The sequence below is a fragment of the Streptomyces sp. NPDC002926 genome, from assembly GCF_053591755.1.
Genome location: NZ_JBSFUK010000004.1, coordinates 109,982 through 123,168 on the forward strand (window position 1 = coordinate 109,982; position 13,187 = coordinate 123,168).

The following is a 13,187-nucleotide window of genomic DNA, read 5'->3' on the forward strand; positions in this document are numbered from 1 at the left end:
TCATCTTCACCGGTCCGGTGGAGCAGAGCCGTACCCCGGGCGCCCGCCCGCCGGGGACCTTCGCGGGCGGCGCGGTCGTCCGGCTCACGCCGCCCGAGTGCGCACCGGTCCGTGAGCGACAGGGAAGCCCACCGCCCAGCCGCACGCGGAGTGACGCGTCACCAACATCGGCCGCGCGCCAGGCACCGGTAGCGAACTGACGCTCCGTCGACTCTCCCACCCACTCTTCGTCGACGCCCTATGACATAAAGGGACATAAGGCTTGCGTCTTGCTACGTTGCGTGGCATGACCGCAACGACGGCGGACGCTCCCCCGCCCGATCTACGCCTCCCCAAGCGGCGGGGTGTCGAGCTCTCGCTCCTCGTCTGCGCCGTCCTCATCTCCGTCTACGGCTATGTCGAGGTCGGCCTGGCAAAGGGCGGCGCCGTACCGCCGGACGCCGCGCGCTACGGAGCGGGCCTCGGCGTGCTGGCCCTCCTCGCCCATCTCGCCGTCCGCTGCCGCGCCCCGTACGCCGACCCGCTGTTCCTGCCCATCGCGGTTCTCCTCAACGGCCTCGGCCTTGCGCTCATCTACCGTCTCGACCTGGAGACCCCGGACAACGCGGCCGCGCCGGCCCAGCTGATCTGGTCCACGCTCGGCGTCGCCCTCTTCATCGGCGTCGTGGTCTTCCTGCGCGACCACCGGATTCTGCGGCGGTACGCGTATCTCTCGGTCGTCGCGGCCCTGGTGCTGATGCTCGTACCGATCCTCTTTCCCGCCGTGAACGGCGCCAAGATCTGGATCCGGATCGGCGGACTGTCCTTCCAGCCGGGCGAGTTCGCCAAGATCCTGCTCGCCGTCTTCTTCGCCGCGTATCTCGCCGCCAACCACAACGCCCTTGCGTACACCGGCCGCAGAATCTGGAAGCTCCAGCTGCCCACCGGCCGTGTGCTCGGCCCCATCGTCGCGATCTGGCTGCTCAGCGTCGGCGTGCTGGTGCTCGAGCGGGACCTCGGCACCTCGCTGCTCTTCTTCGGGCTTTTCGTGATCATGCTGTACGTGGCGACGGGCCGCACCGGCTGGATCGCCGTCGGGCTGCTGCTCGCCGCGGCCGGCGCGGTCGCCGTCAGTTCCCTGGAACCGCATGTCCACAGCCGGGTCCAGGACTGGCTCAACCCCTTCGCCACCATCGACGCCGGTGAGGGCCCCGGCCAGCTCGCCCAGTCACTCTTCGCCTTCGCCGCCGGCGGGACGCTCGGCGCCGGACTGGGACTCGGCCACTCCATCCTCATCGGCTTCGCCGCCAAGTCCGACTTCATCCTCGCCACCGCGGGCGAGGAGCTCGGCCTGGCCGGCCTGACCGCGGTCTTCATGCTGTACGCGCTGATGGTGGCCCGCGGCTACCGCGCCGGACTGTCCCTGCGCGACCTCTTCGGACGGCTGCTCGCCATCGGCCTCGCCTCGATCCTCGCGCTCCAGGTCTTCGTCATCGCGGGCGGCGTGATGGGTCTGATCCCCCTCACCGGGATGGCGATGCCCTTCCTCGCGCAGGGCGGTTCGTCCGTGGTCACCAACTGGGTCATCGTGGCGCTGCTGATCCGGGTCAGCGACTCAGCCCGCGCGCCGCAGCCCGAGCCGGTCGAACCCGGGATCGTCGCACCGGTCCTGGAGGGCGAGCGGTGATCCGCTACATCCGGCGGGCCGCCGTCCTGTGTCTGCTGCTCCTGGCCGCGTTGCTGGTCAACGCGGCTCGTGTGCAGGTCTTCGAGGCCGGATCGCTCAACAGCAATCCGGCCAATCGCCGCCTCATCATCGACCGTTACGACGAGCCGCGTGGCGACATCCTGGCCGGCGGCGGAGCGGTCACCAGCTCGAACGACACCGGCGAGCAGCTGCGCTACGAACGCTCCTACACGCAAGGGCCGTTGTACGCACCCGTCACCGGTTACGCCTCGCAGACCTACGGCACCACACTCCTCGAGAACGCCGAGGACTCCATCCTCTCCGGTGCGTCCCTGCTGCTCACCCGGATCCCGTACTGGAACAACCTCAGCCGCACCCAGCAGCCCGGCGGCAATGTCGTCACCACCATCAAGCCCTCGATGCAGCAGGCCGCGTTCAGCGGCCTCAACAACAGAAGGGGCGCGGTCGCGGCGATCGAGCCGTCGACCGGCAAGATCCTGGCACTGGTCAGCAGCCCTTCGTACGACCCCGGTCTGCTCTCGGGAACCGGGAAGCAGGTCACCGACGCCTGGAGCAGGCTGAACGGTTCGAGCGTCCAGCCGATGCTGAACCGGGCCATTCGGCAGACCTATCCGCCGGGGTCCGCCTTCAAGATTGTCACGGCCGCGGCCGCGCTGGAGGCCGGCGTGGTCACCGACGTCGAGGCGCCGACGGGCACTCCCGATCCGTACGTTCTGCCCGGCACCTCGACCACGCTCCCCAATGAGGCGACGGGCTGCGGCAACGCCTCTCTCGCGTACGCCATCCAGTGGTCGTGCAACACCGTGATGGCGCATCTCGGGGTGCGGATCGGGATGCAGGGGATGCTGGACACGGTGGAGAGGTTCGGCTTCAACGACCCCGGGCTGAGGATTCCTTCGGGCGTGGTCCCGTCCAACTTCGACACCCGGATGACCGTCGACCAGCTGGCGCTCTCCTCGATCGGGCAGTTCGACACCTCGGCAACGCCGCTTCAGATGGCGATGGTCTCGGCCGCGGTCGCCAATGGCGGCGACATCAGACACCCCTATCTGGTGGACCGGGTGACCACATCGGGCGGCGACACCGTCTCCCGGCACAGCCGGAAGTCGTACCACCGGGCGATGACCCCCTCGACTGCCCAGCAGCTCAAGCAGCTGATGACCGATGTCGTCGAGAAGGGCACCGGCGCGAAGGCCGCGATCGACGGGGCGCAGGTCGGCGGCAAGACCGGTACGGCACAGCACGGCATGGGCAACGCCGGTACCCCGTACGCCTGGTTCATCTCCTGGGCGCAGGCGGACCACGCGGCCCGGCCGGCGGTCGCGGTCGCGGTGGTCGTCGAGGAGGCGTCCGCGGAGCGCGGCGAGATCAGCGGCGGTGGCAGCGCGGCGCCGATCGCGCGGGCGGTGATGGAGGCGGCGCTGCGACACTGATCGCATGACGGTGGTGGAAGCCCTGGAGCGGATCGGGCGTCTCGACCCTGAACTGTGCGCCTTCATCGAGGTGTGGCCCGAGCAGGCGCTCGCCCGCGAGCCGGACCCCGGACTACCGCTGACCGGACGGCCGTTCGCCGTCAAGGGACGGTCCGGCATCCATTCGTACGCGGCCCGGCGGCTGATCGCGGCGGGCGCCGTGGCGGTCGGTTCGACGGCGGTGCCGGGCCCCGGCACGCAGTGGCAGACCTGGGGTCTGGGTGCCCACGGCCGTACGGTCAACCCGTGGCGTGCGGACCGTACACCGGGCGGTTCCTCGGCCGGCTCGGCGGTGGCGGTCGCGGCGGGGATGGTGGGGCTCGCCACCGGCAGCGACGGGGCCGGGTCGGTGCGGGTCCCGGCGGCGTGGTGCGGAGTCTTCGGGCTGAAGACCACGAACGCACTGCTGCCGTCCCCGGACCGGACGGGTCTGGCATCGGCGGGGGTGCTGACCCGCTCGGCGGCGGACGCGCGGGCCTTTCTGCGCTGTGTGCTGGACGGGTACGAGGATGTACGGGTGGGGTTGCCGGTACGGGCGCGCTGGTCCGCGGACCTGGGCTTCGCGCGAACGGACCCGGAGGTGGAGTCGGTGGCGCGGGCGGCGGCGGAACGACTGGCGGCGGCCGGAACCGTACGCCTGGACGAGCGGCCGTTCGCTCTCCTCGACCCGCGGCAGGCCTGGGAGGCGGTGCGCCGCGGGGAGCCTTCGGCGGGGGCGGCGGTGCGCGGCGAGAACGACCGCCGGCTCGATGCGCTCTTCTCGGACACGGAGCTGCTGCTCACTCCGGCGACCCCGAACCGCCCGCATGGCCACGACGGCCCAGGTGAGCTCTACTCCACCGCACTGACCTGGGCATTCAATCTCAGTGGCCATCCGGCGGCCAGCATCCCGGCCGGCTTCACAAGCGACGGCTGCCCGGTCGGCCTGCAACTGGTGACGGCGCGCGGCACGGACATCTCACTCCTCGAAATGGCGGTGGCGGCGGAGCGGGGCGCGCATATCGTGCGGCCATGCCCTTCGAACTCGCCCAGGTGAACATAGCCCGACTGAAATTCCCGCTGGATTCGGCGGAGTTGAAGGATTTCACCGACGGCCTCGACCCGGTGAACGCGGTCGCCGACGCGGCGGACGGCTTTATCTGGCGGTTGAAGAGCGACAGCGGCAATGCCACGGATGTGCCGGTGTTCGGGGACGACTGGCTGATCGTGAACATGTCGGTGTGGCGGGACACCGACGCGCTGACCGCGTTCATGTACCAGGGACAGCACCGGCAGCTGCTGAGCCGCCGCTACGAGTGGTTCGAGCGGGTCCAGGAAGCGATGACGACACTGTGGTGGGTGGAGCCGGGCCACCGCCCGACAGTGCAGGAGGCGGAGAAGCGCCTGGTCCACCTCCGCGAACAGGGGCCGACGCCGCACGCGTTCACGCTGCGGACGTCGTTCCCGCCGGGAGCGGAGTGATCAGCCGGCCTCGGGCCCCGCGCCCCCGGGAGTGGTGCCCCCGAGTCGCCGGCGGTTGACGGCGGTGAGGTCGATGTCGCCGGGGAACGGGAGGTCCAGCTTCAGCTGCTTGTGGTGGACGCCGGCGGCCGCAGCCGCCGATGCCCGGCAGGGAATGGTCCGGCGAGCTGCTGGAGGCGTACTCGAAGGGCCTCGACCAAGAGCTGACGCGGCCCGCGGACGAGCACCTCACAGCGACGGTGAAGGACACCGACGCCACGCACGACGTGCTGCCCGAGGAGCCGGCGGCGGTGGCCGTGCCGGTTCCTGGGCCGGTGGTCTAGGAGCCCTGCGCGCCGTCCGCGATCGCCTCCTCGACCTCCGACACCCGTGCCTGCTCCTCCGCCGCGAAACGCTCGCGGTCGAGCTCTTCGGCGATCTCCTCGTCCTGGGACATCAGGAGGTCGAGGTTGGCGTCGCCCATCTCGAAGACGCCCATGTCCAGATAGGCCTTCTGCAAGCGCTCGCCCCACAGCCCGATGTCCTTGACGCACGGCACGATCCGGCTGAACAGCAGTTTCCTGAACAGCTGCAGGTATTCGGACTGCTCGGACAGCTCGGCCGCCTCCTGCTTGGGGATACCGAAGTTCTCCAGGACCTCCACTCCGCTCAGCCGGTCGCGCATCAGATAGCAGCCCTCGATGACGAACTCCTCGCGCTCGCGCAGTTCCGCGTCGCTGAGCTGTTTGTAGTAGTCGCGCAGCGCCATCCGCCCGAAGGCCACATGACGGGCCTCGTCCTGCATGACGTACGCGAGGATCTGCTTGGGCAGCGGCTTGTCCGTGGTGTCGCGCAGCAGGCCGAACGCCGCGAGCGCGAGGCCCTCGATGAGGACCTGCATGCCCAGGTACGGCATGTCCCAGCGGGAGTCGCGCAGGGTGTCGCCGAGCAGGCCCTGGAGGTTGTCGTTGATCGGGTAGAGCATCCCGATCTTCTCGTGCAGGAAACGGCTGTAGATCTCCGCGTGCCGTGCCTCGTCCATGGTCTGGGTGGCGGAGTAGAACTTCGCGTCCAGATCCGGGACCGACTCCACGATCCGTGCCGCGCACACCATCGCGCCCTGCTCGCCGTGCAGGAACTGGCTGAACTGCCAGGAGGTGTAGTGCAGCCGCAGTTCGCCCTTGTCCTTCTCGGTGAGCTTCGGCCAGTGGCGGGAGCCGTAGAGGCTGAGTGCCTCGTCGGGGGTGCCCAGCGGATCGTACGGATCGACCTCCAGGTCCCAGTCGATACGCTTGGCGCCGTCCCACTGCTTGTCCTTGCCCTTCTGGTACAGGGCGAGGAGGCGGTCGCGGCCGTCCTCGTACTCCCAGCTGAAGCGGGCCGCGCCGGAGGCCGGGACCTGCCAGAGGGAGTGTTCCGGGGCGTGCATATAGCGATCGTGCGTCGACACTGACGGCTCCTTCGCCTCATATCCCGTAGAACTTAAGGACACTTGGCAGGCTCACACGTTGGTAGACGAGGAGTCAACAAGTCGTACGCAAGGGATTGACGACCTTACTGACATGGAGTCTCATAAGGCGTGCCCCCGGATCGCGGCCCGCCCCGGGGGCGCCCCGGACCCGATGCGACTCGTGAGGTGCCCTCCGCAATGACGACCGTGACCCCAGGCGATGTGCAGCTGCTCCGCGACGCACTCGGCCCGCTCCGGGACCGCGAACAGGTCGCCCAGCGGCTCCTCGAGTCCTCCGCCAAGCACTCCTTCGACCCCGACAAGGAGCTCGACTGGGAGTCTCCCGTCGAGGAGGGCAAGTGGTTCTGGCCACCGGAGCTGCTCTCCCTCTACGACACCCCGCTCTGGCACAGGATGTCCGAGGAACAGCGGCTGGATCTGGCCAGGCACGAGGCCGCGTCGCTCGCGTCGCTCGGAATCTGGTTCGAGATCATCCTGATGCAGCTGCTGGTGCGCCACATCTACGACAAGTCCGTGACCAGCAGCCATGTGCGGTACGCGCTCACCGAGATCGCGGACGAGTGCCGGCACTCGATGATGTTCGCCAGGATGATCGAGAAGGGCGGGGCGCCGGCCTATCCGGTGCCCCGGATGTACCACAATCTGGCGCGCGTGCTGAAGACCGTCTCGACCACTCCCGGTTCGTTCGCCGCGACGCTGCTCGGCGAGGAGATCCTGGACTGGATGCAGCGGCTGACCTTCCCGGACGAGCGCGTGCAGACCCTGGTGCGCGGCGTCACCCGTATCCATGTGGTGGAGGAGGCCCGGCATGTGCGGTACGCCCGCGAGGAGTTGCGGCGTCAGATGGTGACCGCACCACGCTGGGAGCAGGAGCTCACCCGGATCACCAGCGGAGAGGCGGCGCGTGTCTTCTCCGTCTGCTTCGTCAATCCGCAGGTGTACACGAACATCGGCCTGGACCGGCGCGAGGCGGTCGCCCAGGTGAAGGCGAGCGGACACCGGCGCGAGGTGATGCAGTCGGGCGCGAAGCGTCTCACGGACTTCCTGGACGACATCGGAGTGCTGCGAGGACCGGGCCGAAGGCTGTGGAAGGCGTCCGGCCTGCTGGCGTGATCCTCGTTGTCGGACCGTACGGTGGCGAACAGTGCCGTTACGCTGCGGAGCATGACCAGTCCCGCTCCAGCGACCCGTGCGTACCGACGGCTCAGCGTCGAGGAGCGCCGTAAGCAGCTGCTCGCCGCCGCGCTCACGCTCTTCGCGCACCGGCCGCCGGACGAGATCTCGCTCGACGACGTGGCGGAGGCGGCCGGTGTGTCCCGGCCCCTCGTCTACCGCTACTTCCCCGGCGGCAAGCAGCAGTTGTACGAGACGGCACTCCGGTCCGCCGCGGACCAGCTGGAGCAGTGCTTCGCCGAGCCGTCCGCCGGGCCGCCGACCGAGCGGCTCGCCCGGGTGCTCGACCGCTATCTCGTCTTCGTCGACGAGCACGACGCCGGCTTCAGCGCACTGCTGCGCGGCGGCAGCGTCGCCGAGACGTCCCGTACGACCGCGATCGTCGACGAGGTGCGGCGGGCCGCGGCCGAGCATGTCCTGGTCCATCTCGGGGTGGCCAGTCCCGGACTGCGACTGCGGCTGATGGTGCGCACCTGGATCGCGGCCGTCGAGGCGGCGTCGCTGATCTGGCTGGACGAGGGGAAGCAGCCGTCGGCCGAGGAGCTGCGTGACTGGCTGGTCGACCATCTCATCGCGCTGCTGGCGGCGACCGCCGCGACGGACGCGGAGACGACCGAGGCGGTCAAGGAACTGCTGGCGCTGGAGACCCCGTCCGGGTCGGTGGGCAGGCTGGCGCGGCGGGTGGGCCCGGTCGTGGACGACGTGGCGCGCCTGCTGTAGCGGCGACCGGCTCAACCGGGGGCAGGCCCCCGCGAGCCCTTCGGGCGCGTCCCCGATCGCCGGACGGATTCCGGAGGAGCCCGCCACTCTCACAGGTCGTGGCCCAGACCCGGGCCCACCGGTACGTCCACCCAGCCCGTGTCCGCCGTCGTCGCGAACGCCGTCGGGGCCAGCGGCTCCGCGTCCACCAGCAGCGGCCCCACCAGATCCGCCGGGACCGTGGCATGCGGAAGCGCGGCGGCCAGATGGGCGGCGGCCAGTGAGGCGACGCCCAGTTCCGGCATGGAGCCGATCTTCACGGCGAGGCCCGCGGACTCGGCGAGCGCGGCGATCTGCCGGGCCCGGTGGAGCCCGCCCACTTTGAGAATCTTGATGTTGAGGACATCGGCGGCGCCACTGCGGATGATCGCCAGGGCGTCGTGGAGCGACTGCATGCTCTCGTCGGCCATCACGCGCACACCGCCACGGCCGCGCAGCGCGGCCATTCCGGCCAGGTCCCATCGGGGCAGCGGCTGTTCGACCAGGTCGAGACCGGCGTCGGCCAGCCGGGCCACCGTCCTGCCCGCGGTGCCGGGGTCGTAGCCCTCGTTGGCGTCCAGGGAGAGCTCGACGGAGTCCGGGACGGCCCCCCGTACGGAACGGACCAGCCGCTCGTCGAGGTCCGGGTCCTCGCCGCCCTTGACCTTGATGTGGGTGAAACCCTTCGCCGCGTACCCGGTCGCCTCCGCCACCATCTCCTCGACCGTGCCGAGACCCACCACCCAGGTGGTGGGGACGCGCGAGCGGGCGCAGCCGCCGAGCAGCAGGTGCACGGGCCAGCCCGCCGCCCGCGCCGCCACGTCGTGCAGCGCGATGTCGAGCGCCGCCTTGGCGAGGTGCTGGCCGCGGATGGCGGTGTCCATGGCGGCGTGCGCTCCCGCCAGGTCGCGGGGGTCACGGCCGATGAGCGCGGGCGCGGCGTGCTCGGTGAGGGCCGCCTCGAGTCCGGCGAGGGTCTCGCCGGTGTAGGCGGTCATCGGGGAGGCCTCACCGAAGCCGTGGTCGCCGTCGGTGGTCCGTACTTCGACCACCAGGCTGATGAGTTCGGGGCTGGTTCCGCTGCTGATGACGAACGGGCGACGGTAAGGGGCCCTGACGACACGGGTGTTGATCGAGGCGATCTTCAAGCGCGGCTCCTTCGGCTTACGGCCCGGACCGTAAAGCCGGGCTCAGAGGCGTACGCGGTAGACGATCGGGGGGCGGCCGGTCCGGCCCTGCATGCGGTCGGCCGTGGGGACGGCCAGGCCCGCGCGTTCCAGACGCTTGAGTATGCGGCGGGCGGTGCGCTGCTGGACGCAGAGGTGCTCGGCCACGCGGTACGCGGTGATGCCCGACTCCGGGTCCTGGGCGGCCAGTTCACGCAGCCGGTCCAGCGTCTTCGGGTGCAGTCCGACGCGGCGGGCGAGCGTCACCGTGCTCTCCGGGCCCGCCGGCGGTCCGGGCGGTGCGTCCGGGGACCGTTCGCCGTCGATCACGATGTCGACGTCGTCGGTCATCGAGACGACTCCGGCCACGGCGCCCGCCGAACGGGCCCGTTTGACCGCGCGCCTGGCCAGCGACTCGGCCTCCGCGGCGGTACGGCCGAGACCGAAGCCCACATGCGCGGTGGCGTGCCGGGCCGCCAGGTCGTCGAGGAACGGCAGCCGGGTGAACTGCCCGCTCACCGTCTCCAGCACTCCGCGCGTGGTGACGACCAGCCGCTGACCGTCGGGCAGATCGGCCAGGCTGCCGCCCAGCACCCGGAGGTCCGCCGCCAGCTCCTGGTCGGCCGCCGGCAGATCGATGATGCCGAGAGCGACCTGCGCGTCTCCGCTGTGCTGTGCCGCGGTCGCGAGCGTCAGGGCCTGCAGGGTGGAGCGGATGGAGTGCCGGGACGGCGCCAGCCGTACGGCGTGCATCTCGTGGTCGAGCAGCTGGAAGGCCGAGCCGAGGCAGGTGATCGCGACCCGGGTCTCCTTCTCGTCGCGCGCGGCGAGATGGAAGTCGGCCAGCTCCCGCGAGGTCAGTCCCGGCCGGTACGGCAGTACATGCACATGCTCGGTGGGGAGCTTGGCCTCGGTGAGCGTCTCCATGACCTCGCTGCGGCGCAGGGTGTCGATGGAGATACGGGAGACGTCATGGCCGAGGCGGAGCAGTTCGACGAGCGCGCGCAGCAGGGTCGCCCCGTTGTACGGAACGTACATCGCGGGCAGGTCCACCAGGCCGGCGGCCGTGGCGAGCGCATGCGGTACGACGCCGGTGAAGAGGAGGGCGTCGACCTCCGTCCGTGCTTTGGCGACGACCTCGGGGGTCTCGTCCTCGTGCCGGTACGGAAGGGCCACCAGCCGGGTCGCTCCGGCCGGGTCGCCGACCGCGACCACCTTGTGCACGAGGTCCTCGGGGCCGATCACTCCGACCGTGAGAGCCATCGGCCGGTCTCCGTTCTTCTGGAGTGGTTCCAGGGGGTGCTTCTTGACGCCCGCCGACGGCCGTCCTAATTTCGGCCCAGGCCATAAATGCAGGCTTGCCGAGAGGATAGTGCCCCGATGCCCGAACGGGAAATGCACCTGCCAACAGTTCTCGGCCCGCGCGGCCGCACCTTCGGCGAGGAGGAGCGGGCCGCGGTCCTGCGTGTACTGGACTCGGCGGTGCTGTGCAGCGCCTTCGGCAGTGAAGCACGTTCTCTGGAAGCAGAGATGGCGCAGCTGTACTCCCGCGCCGATGCGGTGGCTTCCAGCTCGGGGACGGCGGCCCTGCATCTGGCCGTCGCGGCGGCGGGGGTCGGGCCGGGGGACGAGGTGATCACCACGCCGCTCTCGGACTTCGGGACGGTCGCGCCCGTGATGGCGCAGCAGGCGCGCGTGGTGTTCGCCGACGTACGCCCCGAGGACGGGAATCTCGACCCGGAGGCCGTCGAGGCCGCCATCACCCCACGTACCAAGGCCCTCATCGCCGTGCATCTCTTCGGCGGCGCCGCGGACATCGACGCGCTGCGCGCGATCTGCGACCGGCACGGACTCGTACTCATCGAGGACTGCGCCCAGGCCTGGCTCGGGGAGGACACGGCGGGCCGGCTGCTGGGCACCCGGGGGGACATCGCCTGCTTCAGCCTTCAGCAGTACAAGCACATCACCGCCGGCGACGGCGGTCTCTCCGTCACCGACGACCCCGCCCTCGCCCGTCATATGAGGCTGTTCATGGACAAGGGCTGGGACCGCACGGAGGGCCGGATCCACCGCGAGGCGGGCCTCAACTACCGGATGACCGAGCTGACCGCCGCGGTGGCCAGGGTCCAGCTCACCCGCGTCGCCGAGGTCGTCCGGCTGCGGCGGGAGCGGGCCGGGCGGTTGGCCGCCGCGATCGCCGGACTCGACGGCGTCCGGATGGCCGGGCGGCGCGCGGGGCACGCCTGGTGGGTGGTGCCGCTCCTGGTCGACGACAACTCCCGCTGGGCGAAGAGCCTCCAGGCCGTGGGCGTACCGGCGCTGCCCGGCTATCTGGAGCGGCCGCTGTACGCCAATCCGGCGCTGCCGGGGTATCCGCCGGGCCTGTGTCCCCGCGCGGAGCGGCTGATCGACCGTACGCTGCTGGTGCTGCAGTGGAACGAGGCGTACACCGAGGGCGATGTGGACCGGATCGCCCGGGCTCTGGGCGAGGCGGGATCACGATGAGCGCGTATGACTGGCTGAACGCGTACGAGTGGCTGCATCCGACGCCGGCGGAGCATGTCGGCTGGGACGTGGATGTGCTGTACGGGTCATGGCCGCGGCACCACATCGATGTCGGGTTCGCGGAGGTCCGGGCCCGTCTCGCCCGCTCCCCCGTCGCGGGCGCGCTGGCGCTGTCCACGCGGGGACCGCTGTTCGACGACGGAGCCGGCAACGCCGAGACACTGCGCGATCTCGCGGACTGCCCGGAGCTGCTGCCGGTCGGCACGGTCGACGTACGGGACGCGATGACCGCGGAGGCGCGGCTGGACGAGCTGACCGCCGCCGGCGTGCGATTCCTGCGGCTGTTCACCGTCGAGCAGGTGGCCGAGCCCGGCTTCCCCGGCTACCGGCGGGTGGTCTCGCTCGCCCTGGACCGCGGCATGGTGCTCCTGCACGACGGCGACCCGCGCCGCTTCGGACCGCCGCTCGCCGGCCGTGGGGCCGATGTCATCTTCCTCGATCTGCACGCCTATCTGCTGGCCGACTTCCTGCTGCTGGCCCAGGAGGAACCCGGCTTCCGGGCCACCACCCGGATGCTGTCCGGGCCCGACTCCATCGAGCGCGTGGTGGACTCGGTGGGTCCGCGCCATCTGGTCTTCGGCTCCCGCACGCCCTTCATGGACATCTCGCCGCAGACACTGCGGCTGCGGTACGCGGACATCTCCGACGACGACCGCGCCGCGATCGCCACCAAGAACGTCGAGGAGCTGCTGGTCTGATGCCGATCATCGATGTGCACGCGCATGTGGGCCGCTGGCAGTTCCATCTGACCACCGGCGACGGGGACACCAACCTCCGGCAGATGGACCGGTACGGCATCGATCTGCAGCTCGTGTCGGCCGCCGAGGCGGTGGTGTACGACGCGGTGGCCGGCAATGCGGCACTGCGCGAGGTGCTGGCGCAGCAGCCGCGGCTGTACGGATACGCGGTGGTGAACCCCAACCGGCCCGAGAAGAGCGCGGCGGACCTGCGGCGCTGCCTGGACACCGGGAGGTTCGTCGGAGCGAAGATCCACACCCACTATCCGGGACGACTGCCGGGGTCACGGGAGATGGCGGAGGCCTTCGACGTGGTCGCGGAGGCCGGTGTGCCGCTGCTGCTGCACACCTGGGGCCGTGAAGTCACGCTGCTTCCCGAGCTGCTGGCGTCCCGTCCCGGGCTGCGCGTGATCATGGGCCATGCGGGCGGCGACGCCTGGCGCGAGGCCGCGCACGCCGCGGCCTCGTGCGACAGGCTCTACCTGGAGCACTGCCGTACGGCGACGGACGCGGGTCGTGTGGCGTACGCGCGCGAGGCCGGGGTGCCGGTGGAGCGGCTGCTGTTCGGGACGGACGCGACGCTGATCGACCCGTGTGTGTCGCTCGGCGTCGTCCGCGACGCGGGGTTCACCGAGGCAGAGCTGGACCGGGTGCTGTGGCGCAACGCGGCGGAGCTCTTCGGGCTGGGGGCCGTTCCGTCCCCTACCCGCCCCTCCCCCTGACGGGGGCTGCGCCCCT

General features: G+C 70.7%; 13 protein-coding genes. 10 read left to right on the forward strand and 3 right to left on the reverse strand.

Annotation, left to right across the window (positions count from 1 at the left end; all coding sequences use genetic code 11):
- Positions 1-286: 286 nt before the first annotated feature.
- The 5 genes from ACWDZ6_RS09615 (at position 287) to ACWDZ6_RS09635 (ending at position 4,943) form a co-directional block, all read left to right on the forward strand.
- Positions 287-1,666: an FtsW/RodA/SpoVE family cell cycle protein gene (locus ACWDZ6_RS09615; RefSeq protein WP_451502422.1), complete on the forward strand. Its 1,380-nt coding sequence runs from the start codon at positions 287-289 to the stop codon at positions 1,664-1,666.
- A complete protein-coding gene (locus tag ACWDZ6_RS09620) occupies positions 1,663-3,120 on the forward strand; it encodes a penicillin-binding transpeptidase domain-containing protein (protein WP_451502423.1) in 1,458 nt (485 codons plus the stop codon). Before ACWDZ6_RS09615 ends, ACWDZ6_RS09620 begins: the two co-directional genes overlap by 4 nt.
- 4 nt (positions 3,121-3,124) lie before the next feature.
- Positions 3,125-4,195, forward strand: a complete 1,071-nt coding sequence (locus ACWDZ6_RS09625) for an amidase family protein (RefSeq protein ID WP_451502424.1) — start codon at positions 3,125-3,127, stop codon at positions 4,193-4,195.
- The gene (locus ACWDZ6_RS09630) at positions 4,171-4,620 is read left to right on the forward strand and encodes a DUF3291 domain-containing protein (protein ID WP_451502425.1); all 450 of its coding nucleotides are present in this window, start codon (positions 4,171-4,173) and stop codon (positions 4,618-4,620) included. The genes ACWDZ6_RS09625 and ACWDZ6_RS09630 overlap by 25 nt, the downstream gene beginning before the upstream one ends.
- Before the next feature lie 140 nt (positions 4,621-4,760).
- On the forward strand, positions 4,761-4,943 hold the full coding sequence (locus ACWDZ6_RS09635; RefSeq protein ID WP_451502426.1) for a hypothetical protein: 183 nt from the start codon (positions 4,761-4,763) through the stop codon (positions 4,941-4,943).
- On the opposite strand, the gene ACWDZ6_RS09640 is transcribed toward ACWDZ6_RS09635, so the two are convergent.
- Positions 4,940-6,049 carry a ferritin-like domain-containing protein gene (locus ACWDZ6_RS09640; RefSeq protein WP_451502427.1) on the reverse strand — a complete coding sequence of 370 codons (1,110 nt, stop codon included), beginning with the start codon at positions 6,047-6,049 and terminating at the stop codon, positions 4,940-4,942. The genes ACWDZ6_RS09635 and ACWDZ6_RS09640 overlap by 4 nt on opposite strands.
- A 198-nt stretch (positions 6,050-6,247) precedes the next feature.
- Between ACWDZ6_RS09640 and ACWDZ6_RS09645 the strand changes: the two genes are divergently transcribed.
- Together ACWDZ6_RS09645 and ACWDZ6_RS09650 are read left to right on the forward strand one after the other, a co-directional pair.
- On the forward strand, positions 6,248-7,183 hold the full coding sequence (locus tag ACWDZ6_RS09645; protein ID WP_366733527.1) for an AurF N-oxygenase family protein: 936 nt from the start codon (positions 6,248-6,250) through the stop codon (positions 7,181-7,183).
- Positions 7,184-7,234: 51 nt separating this feature from the next.
- The gene (locus ACWDZ6_RS09650) at positions 7,235-7,963 is read left to right on the forward strand and encodes a TetR/AcrR family transcriptional regulator (RefSeq protein WP_366733526.1); all 729 of its coding nucleotides are present in this window, start codon (positions 7,235-7,237) and stop codon (positions 7,961-7,963) included.
- 89 nt (positions 7,964-8,052) lie between these two features.
- On the opposite strand, the gene ACWDZ6_RS09655 is transcribed toward ACWDZ6_RS09650, so the two are convergent.
- Both ACWDZ6_RS09655 and ACWDZ6_RS09660 read right to left on the reverse strand, forming a co-directional pair.
- Positions 8,053-9,129 (reverse strand): mandelate racemase/muconate lactonizing enzyme family protein, encoded by a 1,077-nt coding sequence (locus ACWDZ6_RS09655; RefSeq protein WP_451502428.1) that lies wholly within the window; start codon positions 9,127-9,129, stop codon positions 8,053-8,055.
- Positions 9,130-9,171: 42 nt separating this feature from the next.
- Positions 9,172-10,410, reverse strand: a complete 1,239-nt coding sequence (locus tag ACWDZ6_RS09660) for a hypothetical protein (protein ID WP_451502429.1) — start codon at positions 10,408-10,410, stop codon at positions 9,172-9,174.
- 117 nt (positions 10,411-10,527) lie between these two features.
- On the opposite strand from ACWDZ6_RS09660, the gene ACWDZ6_RS09665 reads away from it, so the two are divergent.
- Genes ACWDZ6_RS09665 through ACWDZ6_RS09675 form a run of 3 tightly spaced genes read left to right on the forward strand, consistent with a single transcriptional unit; the run spans position 10,528 to position 13,171 of the window.
- Positions 10,528-11,652: a DegT/DnrJ/EryC1/StrS family aminotransferase gene (locus tag ACWDZ6_RS09665; RefSeq protein WP_451502430.1), complete on the forward strand. Its 1,125-nt coding sequence runs from the start codon at positions 10,528-10,530 to the stop codon at positions 11,650-11,652.
- A complete protein-coding gene (locus ACWDZ6_RS09670; protein WP_366733522.1) occupies positions 11,649-12,410 on the forward strand; it encodes a hypothetical protein in 762 nt (253 codons plus the stop codon). Before ACWDZ6_RS09665 ends, ACWDZ6_RS09670 begins: the two co-directional genes overlap by 4 nt.
- Positions 12,410-13,171, forward strand: a complete 762-nt coding sequence (locus ACWDZ6_RS09675; protein ID WP_366733521.1) for an amidohydrolase family protein — start codon at positions 12,410-12,412, stop codon at positions 13,169-13,171. Before ACWDZ6_RS09670 ends, ACWDZ6_RS09675 begins: the two co-directional genes overlap by 1 nt.
- The last annotated feature ends 16 nt before the right edge of the window (positions 13,172-13,187 follow it).